The 20,079-nt window shown below is 43.6% G+C and carries 20 protein-coding genes; 4 read left to right on the forward strand and 16 right to left on the reverse strand.

Annotated features, from left to right (window positions below):
• Positions 1-38: 38 nt before the first annotated feature.
• The 4 genes from BMY75_RS06100 to BMY75_RS18795 all read right to left on the reverse strand — a co-directional run bounded on the left by BMY75_RS06100 (position 39) and on the right by BMY75_RS18795 (position 3,875).
• A complete protein-coding gene (locus BMY75_RS06100; RefSeq protein WP_074831206.1) occupies positions 39-1,148 on the reverse strand; it encodes a hypothetical protein in 1,110 nt (369 codons plus the stop codon).
• Between the two features lie 38 nt (positions 1,149-1,186).
• Complete coding sequence (locus BMY75_RS06105; RefSeq protein ID WP_074831209.1) at positions 1,187-2,122, reverse strand: hypothetical protein; 936 nt, start codon at positions 2,120-2,122, stop codon at positions 1,187-1,189.
• 37 nt (positions 2,123-2,159) lie between these two features.
• On the reverse strand, positions 2,160-3,284 hold the full coding sequence (locus BMY75_RS06110; protein WP_074831212.1) for a hypothetical protein: 1,125 nt from the start codon (positions 3,282-3,284) through the stop codon (positions 2,160-2,162).
• A gap of 348 nt (positions 3,285-3,632) precedes the next feature.
• Complete coding sequence (locus BMY75_RS18795) at positions 3,633-3,875, reverse strand: amidoligase family protein (protein ID WP_431602517.1); 243 nt, start codon at positions 3,873-3,875, stop codon at positions 3,633-3,635.
• A gap of 579 nt (positions 3,876-4,454) precedes the next feature.
• On the opposite strand from BMY75_RS18795, the gene BMY75_RS06115 reads away from it, so the two are divergent.
• Positions 4,455-6,272, forward strand: a complete 1,818-nt coding sequence (locus BMY75_RS06115) for a leucine-rich repeat domain-containing protein (protein WP_074831214.1) — start codon at positions 4,455-4,457, stop codon at positions 6,270-6,272.
• 328 nt (positions 6,273-6,600) lie between these two features.
• On the opposite strand, the gene BMY75_RS06120 is transcribed toward BMY75_RS06115, so the two are convergent.
• On the reverse strand, positions 6,601-8,247 hold the full coding sequence (locus BMY75_RS06120; RefSeq protein WP_074831217.1) for a GGDEF domain-containing protein: 1,647 nt from the start codon (positions 8,245-8,247) through the stop codon (positions 6,601-6,603).
• A gap of 380 nt (positions 8,248-8,627) precedes the next feature.
• On the opposite strand from BMY75_RS06120, the gene BMY75_RS06125 reads away from it, so the two are divergent.
• Positions 8,628-9,422, forward strand: a complete 795-nt coding sequence (locus BMY75_RS06125; RefSeq protein ID WP_074831220.1) for an alpha/beta fold hydrolase — start codon at positions 8,628-8,630, stop codon at positions 9,420-9,422.
• 25 nt (positions 9,423-9,447) lie between these two features.
• A complete protein-coding gene (locus BMY75_RS06130) occupies positions 9,448-10,008 on the forward strand; it encodes a hypothetical protein (protein WP_081350460.1) in 561 nt (186 codons plus the stop codon).
• 54 nt (positions 10,009-10,062) lie between these two features.
• Here BMY75_RS06130 and clpX read toward each other — a convergent pair whose 3' ends face one another.
• The 4 genes from clpX to BMY75_RS06150 form a co-directional block, all read right to left on the reverse strand.
• On the reverse strand, positions 10,063-11,334 hold the full coding sequence (gene clpX / locus BMY75_RS06135; RefSeq protein ID WP_074831223.1) for an ATP-dependent Clp protease ATP-binding subunit ClpX: 1,272 nt from the start codon (positions 11,332-11,334) through the stop codon (positions 10,063-10,065).
• Positions 11,335-11,345: 11 nt separating this feature from the next.
• Positions 11,346-11,936, reverse strand: a complete 591-nt coding sequence (gene clpP / locus BMY75_RS06140) for an ATP-dependent Clp endopeptidase proteolytic subunit ClpP (RefSeq protein ID WP_074831226.1) — start codon at positions 11,934-11,936, stop codon at positions 11,346-11,348.
• Positions 11,937-12,018: 82 nt separating this feature from the next.
• Positions 12,019-13,299: a trigger factor gene (tig, locus tag BMY75_RS06145; protein WP_074831229.1), complete on the reverse strand. Its 1,281-nt coding sequence runs from the start codon at positions 13,297-13,299 to the stop codon at positions 12,019-12,021.
• Between the two features lie 72 nt (positions 13,300-13,371).
• A complete protein-coding gene (locus tag BMY75_RS06150; RefSeq protein WP_074831232.1) occupies positions 13,372-14,082 on the reverse strand; it encodes a metallophosphoesterase in 711 nt (236 codons plus the stop codon).
• A gap of 93 nt (positions 14,083-14,175) precedes the next feature.
• Between BMY75_RS06150 and BMY75_RS06155 the strand changes: the two genes are divergently transcribed.
• Positions 14,176-14,349, forward strand: a complete 174-nt coding sequence (locus BMY75_RS06155) for a DUF1540 domain-containing protein (protein WP_074831235.1) — start codon at positions 14,176-14,178, stop codon at positions 14,347-14,349.
• A gap of 26 nt (positions 14,350-14,375) precedes the next feature.
• Here BMY75_RS06155 and thrC read toward each other — a convergent pair whose 3' ends face one another.
• From thrC to rplS, 7 genes are all read right to left on the reverse strand, one after another.
• A complete protein-coding gene (gene thrC, locus BMY75_RS06160; RefSeq protein WP_074831238.1) occupies positions 14,376-15,869 on the reverse strand; it encodes a threonine synthase in 1,494 nt (497 codons plus the stop codon).
• 47 nt (positions 15,870-15,916) lie between these two features.
• On the reverse strand, positions 15,917-16,294 hold the full coding sequence (locus tag BMY75_RS06165; protein ID WP_074831241.1) for a YraN family protein: 378 nt from the start codon (positions 16,292-16,294) through the stop codon (positions 15,917-15,919).
• On the reverse strand, positions 16,269-16,883 hold the full coding sequence (locus tag BMY75_RS06170) for a ribonuclease HII (RefSeq protein ID WP_074831243.1): 615 nt from the start codon (positions 16,881-16,883) through the stop codon (positions 16,269-16,271). Before BMY75_RS06170 ends, BMY75_RS06165 begins: the two co-directional genes overlap by 26 nt.
• Position 16,884: 1 nt before the next feature.
• Positions 16,885-17,781, reverse strand: coding sequence for a ribosome biogenesis GTPase YlqF (ylqF, locus tag BMY75_RS06175; protein WP_074831246.1), 897 nt, complete (start codon positions 17,779-17,781; stop codon positions 16,885-16,887).
• Positions 17,782-17,818: 37 nt separating this feature from the next.
• The gene (gene lepB, locus BMY75_RS06180) at positions 17,819-18,394 is read right to left on the reverse strand and encodes a signal peptidase I (protein WP_074831249.1); all 576 of its coding nucleotides are present in this window, start codon (positions 18,392-18,394) and stop codon (positions 17,819-17,821) included.
• Between the two features lie 2 nt (positions 18,395-18,396).
• Positions 18,397-19,404 carry a signal peptidase I gene (lepB, locus tag BMY75_RS06185; protein ID WP_242940182.1) on the reverse strand — a complete coding sequence of 336 codons (1,008 nt, stop codon included), beginning with the start codon at positions 19,402-19,404 and terminating at the stop codon, positions 18,397-18,399.
• Positions 19,405-19,601: 197 nt separating this feature from the next.
• Positions 19,602-19,946, reverse strand: coding sequence for a 50S ribosomal protein L19 (gene rplS / locus BMY75_RS06190; protein ID WP_074831251.1), 345 nt, complete (start codon positions 19,944-19,946; stop codon positions 19,602-19,604).
• Positions 19,947-20,079 lie beyond the last annotated feature (133 nt).

The following is a 20,079-nucleotide window of genomic DNA, read 5'->3' on the forward strand; positions in this document are numbered from 1 at the left end:
GTGTAATAACAAGGCAGTCAAAATAATGCATAGACAGATTACGGTAATTCCGTAGCAGATTGTACAAGTTCTATACAATTCGAAGACATCCATTTAAAGTTATCTTCAGCCGATGTTTTATTTGAATTTGAAGCTGAAGACGGATCAAATCCGTTCACCTTATAAAACTGTAAGTCGTATCTAAAAATCTTATCTGTGTCGGGATTAGCATGAATCTTCAATGAATACCAGCCAGTCCTTCCACCAGTAGTTCCCTTATATGACGTGATTATTTCCACCTTAGAAGTTCCTTCTGCATGCTGAAGGAAAGGATTAACATCAAGTTTAGTAGGATCGTAACAAACATAAAGCCACTTTTCGCCTGTTCCCAGAACGCTATAGTTATATGCATCGTATTGAGAAATAGGAATAGCAACGTTAGATTCCGTCTTTGTGGCATCCATGAATTTTCCTTCCCATCCCTGCGGATGGACATCCGGACTTGTTGCTATGCCAATTGTTGCAGAAATAGGTTCAAGATCAGCATTCGTTGGCGTCGCAGTTATCTTTACAAAATAATCATCGTCATCAAGTTCAATATTATTAAAAGTCACATTCCATGTGTCACTGGTGTTATCTGCATTAAGAGTAAATTTCGTTTGCTCCGTACTACCGAAAATTTTACCAACCACGTAAGCACCAGCATCTGTATCATAAGAACCAAGTGTTACATAATTAGTTCCGTCCGAAACAGCTATTGAAGGTTTTGCTCCCTGAATACTTGCAAAGGCTGTTGCCACCTCTGCTGATGTATAAGGAGTTCCGTTTGAATGTGCGAGCTGAATATTAATCGAATATTTTATAGACCCGTTATACAGAGTATTCGGATCTGAGGGATTATAGTTCCTTATGTAAACAGGGAATTCATATTCCTTATCCGGATCTACGGTGTCAAAATACGCCAATCTATTATTGGATGAACCAAGCCCTAGATAATTCGAAGTAAAAAGGTTACCTAAACTTGCCGAGGGTGCCAGAACTCGCTTTATCTTATTATTTACTTCTCCATACTCTGCAAAAGCAATCATTGTGACTAGCATCAAGGAGGCAACAATAAGCCAAACGAGTATCCATTGTCTCTTCAGAAATTTTTTAATTTTTCTACCCATGTTCCGCCTCCTCCTTTCTGAATTCAGTACGCAATTAATCAATCTTCTGCTTTCACAGTGATATAAATGATGTCAGTTTCCTTGGCAGCATTGTCAAGTTCACCTTCATCCCATTTTACCCTGAGAATAAAATGTCTGCTGAATGGTGACTTATCAGGATTCTCGTCTCCCGGAAATGCTTCGACTCCGTTTGCCTGCCAATACACCGGATCAGCATTTCCTTGAACATTATTGTATCCGGGATAAGTTGTCGCTTTGTAGGTACCATCAGCTATTTCATTCCCGCTAGTATCGGTTGTTTTATTAAGGTATCTACCCGTATACTTTCCGCTGGTAGCCTGTGTATCTAAACACGCTGTGTCAATCCTGTAATAGAGCGAATTAGGAGGTGTTACGTTTAGATGATATTGACTTCCAGTTATAGCAGGCAATTCAGGATTTAGTTCACTTTGAGAAAACTGATATTCAACTAATACAGCTTCATTTTCTGCAACCTTTAAGCTCTGCGAAGTCACTTCAGCTGCAGTGTATTCATTAGCCGCATAAAGTTCATAAGAAAACGGGTTGTTTGTAGTGTATGCCAACTGGATAGTAAATGTATCCACAGCCTCTCCTGTCACATTGAAAACATAATCCTTGTGAGTGATATTCTTTTCTTTACCATTTACCATGTCAACGTTTCCTGAATCGTCATATAACACAGCATTACCATAATCATCAACAATCTTTTCTTCTGCGTTGATACCTTTCACTTCAAAATTGATTGCATCCTCTCTGTGAGCGGAATTCAAATAAAGAACATTAGGTGAATCTATTTTCATCAGTTTTGCAATTCTTCGCTGATAGCTGAACCACGCAAATGTTGTAGCTGTTGCAAAAAAGGCAACAGTAACAGTAAGTGCCGCTATAAGCTGCACCTTCTGCTTCGTTGACAATTTCTTTATGGCTTTGTTTATCTTTTTCAATAAAGTCATAGCATCAGCCTCATTCAAAAGCGGTAAATCGCTTACTCTAATTTATGTTCGCTGTAAGAGTAAGCAGGATAAAATCAAGATTACTACCTATCTCACGGTCTGCAGAATTATATCCCGCACTAAGTTTCTTATACTCATTATCATAGTTTTGTCCGTTTGTCTTTTTTGTATAAAGATCGGACAAAAGTGTACTGTAGCTCTCGCTACCCTTAAAGAAAACATTCACATTTGAACCACTCATATATGTGGTAATGGCACTTCTGTCACTGGTTTCTCCTGTTGTATCAAGTACAGCATTCGCACCAGTCTTCTGACTAGCAATAGGCAAGGCAATCTGACCAAATGTGTTAGGCCAAATCCAGTATATAACTGCGTTATAAACTCCATCGTGATCTTCATCAGTCGGAGTAAGAGTGAAGTTACTGGTATCGCTGATAAATCCATGATACCCTGTGGGGTCAACATCAGGATCATCAGGATCAAGTGTTGCAGACTCAAAGAACATTAGATGTGTAAGCAATCGGTTTCTAGCGCTCTTTTCAAGAGCTGTCCCAGATGTTGATGTAACCTCACTAAGACTATCCACTCGCTCATAGGTGGTTTCATTTTGTGTCACTTTTGTTGTTTCAGCAGTAAAAGTTGAAATATCAATCCTATAGACCAATGTGCTCGGATCCAAATTCGAGTAGGGAATAATTTCAAATTCGAGTTTTCCACAGGTTCCCGGTTTTATCTTATCGTCACTACCAGCAATTCTCCAACGGATAGTATCTTCGCCTGTTCCTGGACCTGTAGTCAAATCAGCGTTTGCACTATAGCTTGGATCAATTACATTAAACGAATATAAATCACTATACCCAATATTTCCGTTGGAGACTCTAAGTTCAAATCCGTTATACCCGGCCTGAACCCCCATCCCAGAAGTCCCTACTTCCCTATTCATCGTAAACCACGCAATTGTAGTGAATATCAGTATCAGAACAGTGAGCGTAATCATCGCTCCGAGTTTTATCAGGCGCTTTTTTCGTTTCTGGTAATCTTCATTAAGCTGTTCTATCCTTGAATCTGCAAAGGCTTCTGCTGCTTTGTTCTTTTCTTTAGCCCAATCAGCTTTAGCCAGCTCGCCGGTTGCGATCAAGCTGTTTATTTCTTTTCCACTCACTGTTCTCACCTCACTTATTCAAGCATTTTCGTCGTTTGGGCGTACTATCCCTATTATTATTTTATACTCTATATCATTGTAACATATTTTTTAATTATTTTCAAGCAATAATAACAAGAAAAAGCAAGCGAAAAATAGTGCAATATGCATAATAATTCAGTTAATTTCTGCTACAGGTTTAATGTTTTTTGTATATATATTAACTAATTCAATGATGCTGGGGAGATTCAATGTTTTAACTTTTTGAATTGCTAGCACTCATAGTACATATTTCCAGATTGATTATATACATTTTTATATGGCAGTAGTCCGCTTTTCATAGGATAATTCATCTCGACCTTGTAATAATCAGTTGCACACTAACCGATTTTTTCGGGCATAAATACTGCCGCCCAGCACCTTTTGGATAGCCTTTGCCGCCGCACATCTTGTGATGCCTGTCATTTCGATCTCGACAACGAACCGTCTGATTTTGATGCCATCAAAGTTTCCGACTATTGTTTCACCTCCCCTCGGATAAAAATGATGCTGTTGATTAACAACCTTTATACCGAAATCAAGTCCTATCTTCCGCCTGCCGACCCAAACAATGCCGCCGAGATGTTGCCGGTGTTGAACAAAAAATGATGAGTCGGATTACTGCCAGACAGCATAAGCAAAAATTCAGAAGCCAAGATACACACAATTTTCGCGTACACTTTCTGAATATATGCGAGCTCCTTTTTTAGTGGCTATATTGTCCGTGGAGATGGCTCTCAAACTGTGGCAGAGTAGCTTTGAAATTACGTGCTGGTCACTCCGGAAAGTCGGTTGGAACATGTTTGTTAGAAATAATCGATGCATGGAGCAATGGAACAGACAAAAGAAAGTGAATTCAAAGCAGAAAATCAATTGTATTTAATTGAGACTTCCTCTTGACAATTATGAATAAATATGATATAATGTTTTAAAATAACGGGATTGAGTGAATTTTTAATTAACGCAAGAAAGGACTGACAGGTATGCTGAACCGTGTTACAATTCCACAGTCAGGGTTTGTCATGTTTTCTTTATATTATATGTATCGATACAAGCGTGTCTCAATAGGATAATTCCTTTTGAGGTACGCTTTTTTGCTGTAAAACCCAATTAAAAACTCAGAATAAATTTTCACCAAGGAGGAACGAACTTATGAAAAACGCAGTAAAAAAAGTTATGGCTGGCATGATGACTTTAGCTCTTGTAACGGGCACTGTACCCGCAAACGTTGGAGTTTTTTTGACAGAAGACACGGCAATTATAGCGAGTGCGGCAACGGTTTTTAAATCAGGCGACTGCGGTACAGCAGGTCATGAATCCGAAGTTAGATGGACGTTAGACAACGACGGCGTTCTTACGATCAGTGGCACAGGTCCTATGGCGGATTATACCGAGATTGATATGCCATGGAAAAGATATAGAACTGAAAGAAATCCCAAAATCAAAAAAATAGTTGTAGGATCCGGTGTTACCAGAATAGGGAATTATGCATTCTATGGTACGTCAAATGCAACATCTGTTGAAATTCCAAATACTGTCACAACAATTGGTGTAGGTTCACTTCAAGGTTCAAGTATTAATTCTGTTACCATTCCGGATACTGTCACAACAATTGGTGATTATGCATTTAAAAATTCAAGTTTGACATCTATTAATATCCCAAGCACTGTAACAACTATTGGAGAAGGTACATTTCAAGGTACAAATATAAACTCTGTTACAATTCCGGATACTGTCACAACAATTGGTGATTATGCATTTAAAAATACAAGTTTGACATCTATTAATATCCCGGGTTCTGTTACAAGCATTGGTAAAGAAGCGTTTCGAGAATGCAACGATCTATTGGCAGTAAATTTTGAGAACAGAACAACGGAGCTTTCTGTTGGCGCTTATGCATTTTCTACCGATTTGAGAACGATTACACCAGAAGGTCTAAAGTATACTACTAATACAATGACTGAACAAGCAGATCTTAAAACACACATACTGTCTGGTAGTAACCCAATAACCATACTACCCTTGATAACGTACACAGAAGTTCCTGCAAAAGAAGCTACCTGCACAACAGCAGGAAATATAAAATATTACGTTGGATCTGATAATAATCTCTACACTGATGATCAGGGAACACAGCTGACCGACCTGAATGATGACGGTGTTATAAATATCAATGATACCGTTGTTGAGGCAAAGGGACACAGTTATACATCGCCAATATGGTCATGGGTGAAGAATAACGGCGAATATACTGTTTCAGTAACATTCAAGTGTTCCAAATGCGGTGATATCGTAACTCCCGATACACCGCCCGAACTGACATATTCAGACGATTCCAACGGCGTGAGGACTTATACCGCTTCTATAATTTATAACAATATAGAGTACACAAGCACCAGAAACGATTCAGCAAGCTACGATATTACCGTCAACGACACCACTACTCCATATAAGTATGGCTCTCAGGTAAAGGCGCATGCTCCCGCCAAGAAGGGCGGTCAGTATTTCATCGGCTGGTATGATGTAGATTCCAATACTAAGGTCAGCGGTACGCAGACTTATTATTTCTATGCTACACGTGATATGAGAATCGAGGCGAGATATGCTGACTCAGCAGTAGAGGAAGAACCTGTTTGTTCAATGAACATCAGCAGAGCAGCTATTCCCGAAAGCGAAAAGCAGAAGATATCTTTCACAGTCGATTGGGAGCTTCCTAAAGATTATGAATTTGTCGAGGCAGGAGTAGTAAGGAGTTACACAAATGACAATCCCAAACTTGGCGGTGAAGGTGTAAGTAAAAAGGCATCGACACTCCAAACTGCAAGAGGTACATTTAAATACAACCTTAACCTCAGTGCAGCAAATTCAAACAAGACCATTTATTCCAAAGCGTATGTGACCTATACAAATAAGACTACCAATGAGCAGACAACAACCTATACAGAACTTTTTACTACTAATCCGGTATAAATATGTGACAGAATGATCTTGTATGTGAAAGAAACTTCTGGTTATAACAAAACATCTTATGGTATTACACAAATAATTGAGCGTGGACATTTGATTGTCCACGCTCGATCTTTTTTGTTAGCGGTAACTGCATCAACCGCGTCCTGCGCCAATTATGAACTATAAAACTGTAGTTCTATCGACAGCATTATGGTCACGTCAACTTTGAACATTGAATAGATGGCTCTGCCTCTAATAGTCAGCTTTGCTGACTGTGGCTCCCGCAAGTATGATAGCACGAGGCTTGAACACGTACTTTATTTTCTGCAAGATCGCTGCTTTTATACTTTTACTTATTGCTGATCGGTACAGTATTACTATGCATACGATTTTTTTCATCGTACATGGCTTTATCGGCGCGGGATAGTATACGCTCGAAATCCTCATCACCCTCAATGAATGACGCATAGCCTACTGCGATACTTAGAAAGAACTCCTTTTCATAGGCGAACTCTCCGTACTCACTGCGGTCGATGTTCATTTTATCCATCATATCGTGCAGGGTTGCGTGAAGCTCTTTAAGTTCTTCTTCGGATTTATCACTCAGCAGTGCAATAAACTCATCGCCGCCGACTCTGTATACTTTATCGAATACCGAGAGCATACACTTGGCAGCCGAAACCAGCAGCATATCTCCGCCAAAGTGACCGAAGCTGTCGTTAGTAGTCTTCAGCAAGTTCAAGTCCATTGACATGACACTGATATTCTCCAGCGGGATAGATTCGGCATCTCTTTCAAGGGCATACCTGTTGCCAAGACCTGTGAGCTGGTCAGTATAGGCAAGGGTATGGAGAAGCTGAGTTTCACGCTCGCGGTTGACCTCGTTCATGATCTTACGCAGACCGTTAACTATTTCAAAGGCAAGGTAGATAATGAAGCCTATCCTTATGATAAAGGACTGATCGCCTACTGTGGATACAAAAAGGTAGAACACCACATTCGCAAAGGCAAAGCCCAACAGGCACAACAGACCTATCCTGTATTCTGGCTCTATCAGCCTGAATCGCTGGATTATCAGGAAAGTGGTGATTATTGCGAATGCTCCCAGTGCGGCTGTAAATATCACGACTGTTCTGGTATAAGAAGCTATCTCGGTAAAATGGACTGCGGACAGACCAAGTTCAAGAACTAAAAAGCCGTAGAACAGCCATTTCAGATTCAGGGTGGGAACTATATCCTCAAAATACTGGATAGCCGCCAGTGGCAGCATATACAGTGAGAAATATATCATGTAGTACTGTGCCACGGGGTTACAGCATATGAACTGGTTGAAAAACAGCGGGCAGTTTGAGTATACTGCAAACAGCAGTGACAGCGCACCAAGTGAGAAAGCCTCGGGGGCGTTTATCTTTTTGAATGAACCCACAAGGTGTATGACCATCAGCAGTATGCCGAAGACCACCATGATGATATTCATCAGTGACAGATTAAATTCCTTTTTAAGGTAATAATACACCAGCTCGTTCTCTTCGGCTGAAAGCACCTGATAGCTCTCCATATACTTATGTGGGTACACGGTATCCACAACGATATTCAGGTATTTTCCGCCCTCATCGGGAATGTGTATAAAGTGGGTATATGTTCCCGGAGAATCACCGAATATCGGTTTTTCACCGAAATGATAGACAAGATCACCTGAATGGACATTCGGCTTATCGCTGAGATATGCGTTTACATATGAATCATAAGTCTTGAATGACAGCGTCTTTCCTTTGATATCATCACTCAGGAGACGGGTCATTGTCAGCTGCAGGATGCTCCTGCCATTTTCGTTCTCATATTTTGCTCGCTCATAAGACCAGTCAGTGCTTACTTTTTTTACATTATAATCTTTACCCACAGGAACATCTTTATCGATAGAAAAAGCAAGTATCAACACTATTATCATTATGCTGAAAAGATATAGTCCTATATACCTCTTTTCCAGAAATTTCATAGGGTACTCTCCTTTGCGGACAGAATTTAAAATTAGTTTTATCCACACATGTATTATAACATATCCTCAAAAATTGTTAAAGATTTTTTTGGAAATTTTATTGTAATTGATTAGATTAATTACTAATTCATTGTCTGCCGATAATTCACATTAATTGCAAAAACAGCGATTATACGTGCTTTCAACAATTTATATTTTTTGTCCGAATGTCGTTGTGATTAAAAAAAATATTGCCCAAAAAATTATAAAATTTCGTTCCGGTGATTGACTAATTCGTGTTTTTATGGTATAATATATACAACATATAGTTTGATTATTTCTTCATTTTTATACCATATAAATAAGCTAAAAGATTATACTATTGATGGAGGAGAATGAATATGCGATTTAATACCTATGGCAACAGAAGTAATCCTATAATAGTCATGCTCACAAGTTCTTTCTGTTCTGCAGATTCCTTGTCGTATCTTTATGAAGAGCTGACAAACGAATACTACATCATTGTACCCGAATACAACGGACACTACGAGGGCAGCAGTGACTTCACCACAAGCCAGCAGGAAGCTAAAGAGATCGTTGGTTTCCTCAAAGAAAACGGCATCGGACACCTCTGCCTTATCTACGGACAGGCTATGGGTGCTGAGATAGGCATGGTGCTTATCGCACAGTGTCTGAAACAGCATATAACTATCGAATCTGCTTTCTTTGACGGCGGCACTTTCCTGAAACAGCCCAAGCTTTACAAGGCTATAATGAACTTCAAGCACAAGTCGATGATGAACAAGATGAAGAATCAGAGCGTTGATGAAGTAGTCAACTGGAAATCAGTTGACCAGTTCACCAAGGACGACACAGCCACAATGCGCCCTGTTATCGAATCCATGGTCAAGACTGCGCCTGTTATTACTGACGGCAGTATCAAGAACGAGACCGAGGCAAGGTACACTTTCAACTTCCCTTACCTGCCTGATGAAATGCAGGAAAACATCTTCTTTGTTTATGCTTCGGATGAGAAGAACTTCAAATCCTGCTTCAAGCACCTGATAGAGGCTTATCCTTCTGCGAACTTCAAAACGCTGAGGGGCGAGGGGCATCTTACATATTCGGTAAGAAAGACCGACGATTATCTCCGCGTTATCAGGGCTATCTGCAACAGGAACAATGAAGATGATTAAGGATCATCTTTGAATCACATGAATCATGCGCCGCGGTCATGTACTGCGGCGTTTTCATATCATAACTAAGGAGGCGGTCACCGCGTTTAACACGGATATTATTGAACTTCCCTGCACGCTGATAGATATTGGTGAAAAGGACGAAAGGTTCACGCTTATTTTTGACAGATTCGATGAGGGGCTTACCGAACATTCGGTAAAAAGCCACGGCTTATCGGGCATATTCAAAGCCGTATACAAATGCAGAGGTATGGACTGCTGTTTTGATATCGACCTGACTATCGGTAATCTGTACTATTTCAGCTATGATCTTGACACCGCATGGGATATCTATTTTGGAAGAAACTCCAAAGCAGTTCTGAGAAGTTACGGCGAGCCACCTTTCGGGAGCGAGCTTATTTTCGCCTTTAATGAAATTGGCAAATGCACTGTCAGCGGACATTTCATGAACAGCGAGTACGGATTCAGGAACGGTATCAGCTTTGAGATGGCGGCTGACAATTCCGTTATTTCTTCGCAGATCGTTGCCATGAAAAATTTCTTTGATAAGCTTGATGAGATTCAGGGAAACAAGAATTTTTATTAATTAAATATCCCGAAAACAGCCTCTGCTTTCGGGATAATTTATTTGCTCAAAGTATCAGACTACGTCTTTTTCCTGTCGTCTGATTATCTCGGGTTCAGCGCCGTCTCTCACGCATTCAGCGGTAATTTTGATACCTGTGATGCTGGAATCGGAGGGAGCATCGAACATGAGCTTTGTGAGTATGCTCTCAACAACTGCTCGCAGACCTCTTGCGCCTGTTTTCTGCTCGATAGTCACCTTTGCGATCTCAGTGAGCGCTTCGGGAGTTACCTCGAAGTCGATATTATCGAACTCAAAGAGCTTGGTGTACTGCTTTATGAGAGAATTCTTAGGCTCGGTGAGGATCCTGCAAAGTGCGGGCTCATCAAGTTCGTCAAGCACTGTGATAACAGGCAGACGTCCAACAAGCTCGGGAACTATACCGAATTTCACGAGGTCGTGAGGAACCACCTTTTTGAGTATATTATAATCGGAGCTCTTATCCTTTACCTTGCCGCCGAAGCCCATGGACGAAGAGTCAGTACGCTTCTTGATAACAGCTTCAAGACCGTCAAATGCGCCGCCGCAGATGAACAGGATATTCTTTGTATCGATCTGGATAAACTCCTGATGAGGATGCTTTCTTCCGCCCTGAGGAGGAACGTTGGATACTGTACCCTCAACTATCTTCAGCAGAGCCTGCTGAACGCCTTCGCCGCTTACATCTCTTGTGATAGAGGTGTTCTCGGACTTTCTGGCGATCTTATCGATCTCATCGATATAGATGATACCGTGGGAAGCTTCCTCAACATTGTAGTTAGCCGCCTGTATAAGACGTGTGAGCACGTTCTCAACATCGTCACCCACGTAACCTGCTTCGGTAAGTGTGGTAGCATCGGCGATAGCGAAAGGAACGTTCAGAAGTCTTGCAAGGGTCTGGGCAAGCAGAGTCTTACCTGTACCTGTAGGACCCAGGAGCAGAACGTTGCTCTTCTGTATCTCAACGTCGTCAGTATCGTCTTCAAGGGTCAGTATACGCTTGTAGTGATTGTACACAGCCACGGACAGCGCGATCTTAGCGTCGTCCTGACCGATAACATATTCATCGAGGACAGCCTTTATCTCGGCAGGCTTTTTAAGAGTGATACCGCCGTTATCAGCTGCCTTGTTCTTTTTCTTTTCGGTGACCTTAGCCCTGGGAGCTACGCCGCCCTGCTCTTCAAGGATATCATAGCAGAAAAGCACACATTCATCGCAGATATGGTTATTACCCGCAGAGAACATATTCCTGACTTTGTTTTCGGGCTTACCGCAGAAAAGACATTTTTTCAGTGTATCATTAGCCATTAAGATCTAACCTACCTTTTAGTGATAACTTTGTCGATCAGTCCGTACTCCAGTGCTGCCTGAGCGGAAAGATAATTATCGCGCTCAGTATCCACTGCTATCTGTTCAATGCTCTTGCCTGTATTCTCGGCAAGTATCCTGTTGAGCTTTTCTCTTGTAGCAACAAGGTGATCGGAGTGTATCTTTACATCGGTACACTGTCCCGAAATTCCATTGCCGCCGATAAGAGGCTGGTGTATCATGATCTCACTGTTGGGCAGCGAGAATCTCTTGCCCTTTGTACCGCTTGAAAGCAGGAATGCGCCCATGGATGCTGCCATACCGATGCAGATGGTATTAACATCGCATCTGATATACTGTATGGTATCATAGATAGCCATACCTGCGGTCACGGAGCCTCCGGGGCTGTTAATATACAAGTCGATATCTTTCTCGGGATCCTGGCTTTCAAGATAAAGAAGCTGTGAGATCACGAGGCTGGCAACATGATCGTCTATGGCCTCGCAGAGCATGATTATCCTGTCGTTCAGCAAACGGGAGAATATATCGAAACTTCTCTCTCCCCTGCTGGTCTGTTCTACTACATAAGGTACAAGTGCCATTGTAATGCCTCCTAAACAAATATAAGTATTCGCCCGCAAAGGTCGGGAAAACCCCGACTAGTGCAGGCGACGTATTTTTTTCTTACTTGATAACAGCAGAATCCTTAACGATCTCAACTGCCTTGCCGACAGCCAGATCCTTCTTCAGATCTTCTGCACGTATGTAGCTCTTGACCTGCTCAACTTCCATCTTGTAAGTTTCAGCCAGGTTCTTGAACTCGTTCTCGAGGTCTTCATCGGTAACTTCTACCTTCTCTACCTCAGCGATCTTCTCAAGAGCAAGTCTCAGCTTGACCTGCTTCTCAGCCTGCTCAGCATAGCCTCTCTTGATTGTTTCGATGGTCTGACCTGTGAACTGCAGATACATATCCAGGGAGATGCCCTGAGGAGCCATTCTCTGCTCCAGCTCAGCTACCATCTCGTTTACTCTGTTATCATACATAACATCGGGTATCTCAGCTGTCATGTTCTCGATCACCTTATCGAAAAGGTCGCCCTCGACCTTAGCGTCAGCAGCCTTCTCAGCAGCTTCTTCCAGCTTGGTCTTAACGTCAGCCTTGTACTCGTCAACGGTATCGAAATCGGTAGAATCCTTTACCATATCATCGTCCAGCTCAGGCAGCTCCTTCTTGGAAATGCCCTTGAGGTTGATCTTGAATACAGCTGCAGCGCCTGCAAGATCCTTTACCTGATACTCCTCAGGGAAAGTAACGTTGATCTCGAACTCTTCACCGGTGCTGTGACCTACGATCTGATCCTCAAAGCCGGGGATGAACTGACCGCTGCCCAGCTCAAGATCGAAGTCCTCAGCCTTGCCGCCGTCGAATGCAACGCCGTCCTTGAAGCCCTCAAAGTCGATCTTAACGGTATCGCCGTTCTCTGCTGCTCTGTCGTCAACAGTAACGATCCTTGCGTTCTTCTCTCTCAGCTCGTCAACCTTCTTCTGGATATCCTCATCAGTTACAGCATTGACAACTTTTTCAACCTCTATACCCTTGTAGTCCTTAACTTCAACTTCAGGTCTGGTTGTGCACTTAGCAGTCAGCTTAACGCCGTTCTCCTTGTTGATCTCGGTAACTTCGATAGAAGGCTGACAAACGAGGTCAAGACCAGACTCATCGATAGCGCCGTTAACAACGGGAGCGTACAGCAGATTGATAGCGTCCTCAAAGAATACCTCTTCACCGTAGGTCTTCTCGATCAGCTTTCTGGGAGCCTTACCCTTACGGAAACCGGGCAGAGCAATGTTCTTCTTTGCTCTGAGGTATGCCTGCTGCAGTGCATCTTCAAAATCCTTTGCGGGTATCTCGATCTCCAGCTCGTAGCTGTTAGTGCCAACATTATTTGTAGCTTTTAAACTCATTTTCTAATTCCTCCAAAATAAAATATATCTTTAATATTATAGCACACTTTTACCTGTATTTCCAGTACTTTTTCAATAATTGTCACTTTGCACAATTTCAGTAATGTCTAATGGGTCAAAATGCAAAAAATCACTTGATATCAGCCGATACTCTATACCGTCATACATACCGTTGACTGCATAGCCGTGGGCTTTGCCGTGAAGATGTCCGTAAAAGACCTTATTCACGCCGTATTTATACAGAACGTCAAGTATCTCGAAATTTCTGCTTTCACCGAATACAGGCGGATAGTGCAGGAACACCACGGGTGTCAGTCCTGCTGAAACTGCGGATTTCACCGACATATCAAGCCTTATGGCTTCGCGGGCTATGACCTTTGCACTTGCGGGTTCGGAGTTATCATTGACCCAGCCGCGGGTGCCGCATATGCCGATACTGCCGAACTGATAGTGGTTCAGATGAAGTATATTCAGGCTTTTGAAGCCTTTTTCATCGAAGAACCGCTGCATTTTCGAGACGGTGTTCCACCAGTAATCGTGGTTTCCTTTGGATATTATCTTGGTGCCGTTCAGCCTGTCAAGGAACTCAAGGTCCTTTTCGGTCTGTTCAAAGTTCATCCCCCAGGAGAGATCCCCGGGAAGAACTACTATATCATCGGGATTTATCTTATCCTGCCAGTTTTTTTCAAGCCTCTGCACATGGTCGTCCCATCCGCCGAATATATTCATCGGCTTATGGACACCGAAGGAAAGGTGCAGGTCAGCTATTGTATAAAGCTTCATATCTTGCTCCTGTCTGTTTGGTATAGATTTCCTGTAATATCAGCCATCGTTCTGCGGACACTATTCTCACAAGACGAAAAGGAGTGATACAAAATGGAGAAGGATAAGATCAGAGGTATCTGCTGCGATGTCGAAAACTGTATCCACAACCACAATGGCTGTGAATGCACCGCAGGCAGCATACAGGTGTGTAGCACCTGCTCCGACCCGAACTGCTGTGACGAGACCATCTGCAAGACTTTCAAGCCCTGCGATGGCTGCCACTAAACTACGCCGCCCTCGGGCGGTACATATTATTTTACATTCAGTGCCTTGAATACGAAGTCCTTCATCTCGTCCTTTGCGATAACTTCAGAGAAGCGGATCTCCTTGTTCTTAAGAGATGCCAGAGAAGCAGGTACGGGCATACCGGATGCTTCGCCCAGTTCTTCAACGAGAGTGAACTCGTCGCTGCCTGTATCCTTGCCCAGAGCGCTGAGTACGGAACCTGAGAACTTATAGGGGCTTGCGGTGGAAGCGATGACTGTCTTGGTCTTATCGCCTGTTGCCTTTACATACTCCTCATATACGGAAACTGCAACTGCGGTATGAGTATCGCAGGTGTAGGAATACTTATCGTAATACTCCTTGATGGTAGCCTTTGTCTTAGCATCGTCGCAGCAGCCTGCATAGAACTCGTCAGCGAGAACAGCCTTGACTGCGTCTGTAACCTCATATCTGCCTTCGCTTGCCAGCTTGCCGAACCACTCTCTGATCTGAGCATCATTCTCGCCGCAGAGGTGATAGAGAAGTCTTTCAAGGTTGGAAGAGATCAGGATATCCATAGAAGGTGAGATAGTTGCGTAGAACTGTCTGTTTCTGTCATAAACGCCTGTCTTGATGAAATCTGTCAGTACATTGTTGGAGTTTGAAGCGCAGATCAGCTTGTTTACGGGGATACCCATCTTCTTTGCATAGTAGCCTGCAAGGATATTGCCGAAGTTGCCTGTGGGAACAACGATGTTGATCTTGTCGCCCTCATTGATCTCGCCGTCCTTCAGCAGCTGTGCGTAAGAAGAAACGTAGTAGATGATCTGAGGTGCAAGTCTGCCCCAGTTGATGGAGTTTGCGGAAGAGAACATCATTCCGTTCTCAGCCAGCTTTTCGCCGATCTCCTTGTTTGTGAAGATAGCCTTAACGCCGTTCTGTGCATCGTCGAAGTTGCCCTTGATAGCGCATACGCCAACGTTCTGACCCTCCTGAGTGGTCATCTGCTTCTTCTGCATAGCAGATACACCGTTATCAGGATAGAATACCAGTATCTCAGTACCGGGAACGTCCTTGAAGCCTTCAAGTGCAGCCTTACCTGTATCGCCCGATGTAGCAACGAGGATAACTACCTTCTTATCAAGGTTTATCTTCTTGGTTGCTGTTGTCAGAAGATAAGGCAGTATCTGGAGAGCCATATCCTTGAATGCGCAGGTAGGACCGTGCCACAGTTCCAGCATATAAGTGCCGTCGAACAGATGCGCAAGCTCTGCGATATTCTCGGTATCAAAGTTCTTGGTATTGTATGCGCCTTCAACACAGTAGCGTATCTCAGCCTCTGTGTAATCGGTGAGGAACTTTGAGAAAACGAAGAATGCTCTCTCTGCATAGGTCATATCTCCCAGCTTCTTGATATCATCCATGGAAATGGAAGGTATCTCGGAGGGAACGAACAGACCGCCGTCCTCGGAAATGCCCTGTGCTATCGCCTGTGCCGATGTAACATTAACATCGCTGTTTCTTGTACTTCTGTAAAACATAAAACAACAACCCTTCTATTTTATTCCCCATACGGGTATTTTTTACTTTACTTACTGCTTGCATCAAATGCGGACTTATAGTACTTGAAAAACACTACATTACCGCCGTCGTGATGCACGACTGCAACATCGAATCGGCAGAAGGCTTTGATATTCTTCTTTGAAAGATAGACCCTTGCGGTCTTTATAAGCCTTTGCTTTTTCGTATATGTGATGGCTGATTCGCCTGTGGTCAGCGCCCCGACTTTTCGGGTCTTGACCTCGACGAAAGCTATCTTATTGCCTTGTGAAGCTATTATATCTATCTCGCCGCCCCTTATGGTGAAGTTGCGTTCGAGTATCTCATAGCCGTTCTCTTTCAGATATCCGCAGACATATTCCTCGCCGATATCACCGATATCACGGCTGTTCTGATTTTTTTGCATAATACTTTTTCAAAAAGCTCGGTCTGTGTATCGGACTTTCGCCGTACTTATCTATCATCTGATAATGGAGCTTAGTACCGTAGCCCTTATGCTTTTCAAACTGCCATTCGGGATACTTTTCAGCCATATCCAGCATATATCTGTCCCTTGCGACCTTCGCAAGTATTGAAGCCGCCGCTATCGCCTGTGACTGTGCATCGCCCTTGACTACTGCTATGGCATCACATTCCAGGTCAGGAGTCTTATTGCCGTCTATCAGACAGACATCGGGCTTGGTCTTCATGGCTTCAACGGAACGCTTCATAGCAAGCATCGCGCAGTTGAGGATATTAATATCCTCTATCTCAGCCACCGTTGCGCACTGTATCGAAAAATCCAGCGCCTTATCGACTATTTCATCAAAAAGTTCCTCGCGCTTTTTGGCGGTGAGCTTTTTGCTGTCGTTTATGCCCTCGATGACCGTATCCTTATCAAATATCACCGCCGCCGCAAAAACGTCCCCTGCAAGAGGTCCTCTGCCTGCTTCGTCACAGCCGCAGACAATGCTGTACTTTTCGCGGTAGGTATCGTCAAACTCTTTAAGTGTCATATCATCGACCTCTCGGCTTTTCAAGTGAAAGTCTGCCAAGCTTGCCGCCCCTGAATTCGTCAAGCACGGTGTTGGCCGCCCTTTCGGTATTGATATCGCCGCCCGAAACGAGGAAGCCTCGCTTTTTGCCAACTCTTTCAAGGAGCTCATAGCCCTTTACACAGCCCTGCATATCGTCCATAGGCTCGGGCAGGTCTTCAAGGGATATGCCGTATCTTTCGGTGAGAAGCTCGGGATAGTCCTCAGAGAGATATTCCAGAAGTCTGCACGCCAGGTACTCAACATCAAGGATAACGTCCTTGACTGCACCTGTGAATGCAAGTCTTTCGCCCACCAGCTTATCATCAAATTTAGGCCAGAGAACACCGGGCATATCCAGAAGCTCAAAGCCCTCGTCAAGAGCCACCCACTGTTTGCCGCGGGTAACGCCGGGTCTGTCTTCAACCTTTGCCAGCTTTGCGCCTGCCAGCCTGTTTATGAATGAGGATTTACCAACATTTGGTATGCCCACTATCATCATTCTTATTGGTCTGCCCGTCATTCCGCGGGTATCCCATTTTTCTATCTGCTCGGAGAGCAGTTCTTTGAGCATTGGATAGAATTTATTGACGTTCCTGCCGCTGCGGCAGTCGGTAGCGAGGGCGGCTACGCCCTGCTGCTTGTAGTACTCTATCCACATTGAAGTCACATTCGGGTCGGCGGAATCCGCCTTATTCAACAGAACAAGCCTGGGCTTGCTGCCGCATATCTTTTTTATCTCGGGATTGCGGCTTGAAAACGGTATCCTTGCATCGGTTATCTCCACCACTGCATCAACAAGCTTCAGGTTTGAAGCCATTATGCGGCGGGTCTTCGCCATATGTCCGGGAAACCACTGCACCTTGGCAGCTTCGCTCATATCAGCCGCCTCCTTTCGTTATTTGTAAGTATCGGTCTCAGCTTACAAAGCCTGTTTTAGCTTCATCTGAATGGAATCTGTAAACTGCTTTTCCGATTATATCATTCTCCGAGACCGCACCAAATACTCGGCTGTCCGAAGAATGATTGCGGTTATCGCCCAAGAGGAAGACTTCTCCCTCAGGCACATCGTATTCAAAGACTTCCCTTTCGGGGTCATAATAAGTCATATCATAACCGCCCATATCATCGAGGGCGTGATATTTAAGATATGGTTCGTCGATCACTTCGCCGTCAACACTGACAGTTGCCGACTTATAATCCACCGTGACTTTCTGTCCGCCCACCGCTATCACGCGCTTGACGATCAGCTTGCCCAGCGCTTTGCTGTCGCAGATGACTATATCGCCGTTCTCGGGCTGATACATAAACCATGATATCACCAGTTTGTCGCCGTCGAACAGTGTGTTCTCCATAGATTCACCATCAACGCTGACACGGCTGAAGAACAGTGTGGTCGCGATAAGGACTGCAACGATTGAATTCACGACGACCAGCGTCCATTCAAGAACATTATCGGTAAATCGGGGAATATCCTCGCGCTTTTCAGCCATTATCAATCAACACGGCCAATACTGTTGAATGGGTAAACTCTGAATATTGCCTTGCCCATTATCTCGCTCTTGTCAACAAAACGAACATCGGCGCTTCGGCTGTCCTTGGAATCATTTCTGTTATCGCCCATTACGAAAACACAATTATCAGGTACTTCGTACTCATACACACCCTCGGACACACAGAATGAAGGATCATAATAGAAGCTGTCTTCCATGATATCTCTGATATGTTCATTTGAGATCTGCTCACCATTTACGTAAACATGATTCTCATTGTAGTCAACTTTGACTTTATCACCGGCTATGCCGATAACACGCTTGATGAGCACCTTATTGGCACCTGAACTGTCAAGGACTACGATATCATCTCTTTCGGGTTCGTATGCAACATGGGTCATTATTAGCCTGTCGCCGTTTTGCAGAGTATTGGTCATGGATTCGCCGTCTACCATAACTATCCTCAGCAGGAATGTAAGTACCAGCTGTACTACGAGCAGTGCGAACACCAGAGATTCAAACCACTCCAGTATCTCCCTGCCTATATTGAAAGGCTCTTTTTCCTTGATATCCTCAGGCTCGGCTTCCTTTGCCTTTTCGATATCCTCTTCGCTTACCTCAGCAACTTCCGCGGTTTTCTCGATATCCTCTTTGATGTCATCAGAAGCTTCTTCTGCTTTTTTGACAACTTCTTCGCTGTCTTCGGTAATACCGGCAGCTTTTTTGATGTCTTCTACGCTTACTTCTGCAGTTTCAGCCTCATCAACAAGTGCTTCAACATCAACTACATCTGCACCCATACCATCAGGGTACATCTCATTCAGCATATCTTCGAGTTCTTTGCCCTCCTCGGTAAGTTCTTCACCGCTAACACCAAAGAACCATGCATCTTCGCTTTTTTCTGCAGCACCGAATGCAGCGTCGGGAGCATTTTCATTCAGAAGTCTTTCAAGATCTTCGTCAGCCCCTGTTAAATTTCCATTTGTTGTCTTTTCGTTTGGTTCACTCATAGATAATACCTCTTTTCGTGATAGATGCTGTAATCGCCGTGATACTATATTTCTGCGACTACTCATATACAATATATTATAGCAAAGATATTCCGAAATTACAAGGGTTTTTTCAAAAAAAATTATTTTTATACTTATAATGTTTACTATATATAAATAAAAAGAGCCGACCTGCGCCGACTCTTTTATCAGAAGAATTATCTGATTGCTTCCTTGACCTTAGCTGCCTTACCAACTCTGTCGCGGAGATAGTACAGCTTAGCTCTGCGAACCTTACCGCTTCTAACTACCTCTACCTTAGATACAGCAGGCGAATGTACGGGGAATACTCTCTCGATACCGCAGCCGTGTGCTACTCTTCTTACAGTGAAGGTCTCGCTGATGCCGCCGTGCTTCTTAGCGATGACTGTGCCCTCGAATACCTGGATTCTGGACTTGTCACCCTCGGTGATCAGAACGTGTACCTTTACGGTATCACCTACGTTAACTACGGGTGCGTTTTCCTTCATGCTTGACTGTGCGATCTGTTTTAAAGCGTCCACTTTAAATTCCTCCTTTAATTTTCCGGACGTTCATACACTGCCGCTCTGGCAGCCAGTGGACCGTCTCTTTAATGTCGTGCCTTTTGGCTGGCATTAACTCTCGTCGGGGATACCGACGGTATTCATGCTTGAA

Origin of the sequence: Hominimerdicola alba (assembly GCF_900109655.1) — a bacterium.
Lineage (GTDB): Bacteria > Bacillota > Clostridia > Oscillospirales > Ruminococcaceae > Hominimerdicola > Hominimerdicola alba_B.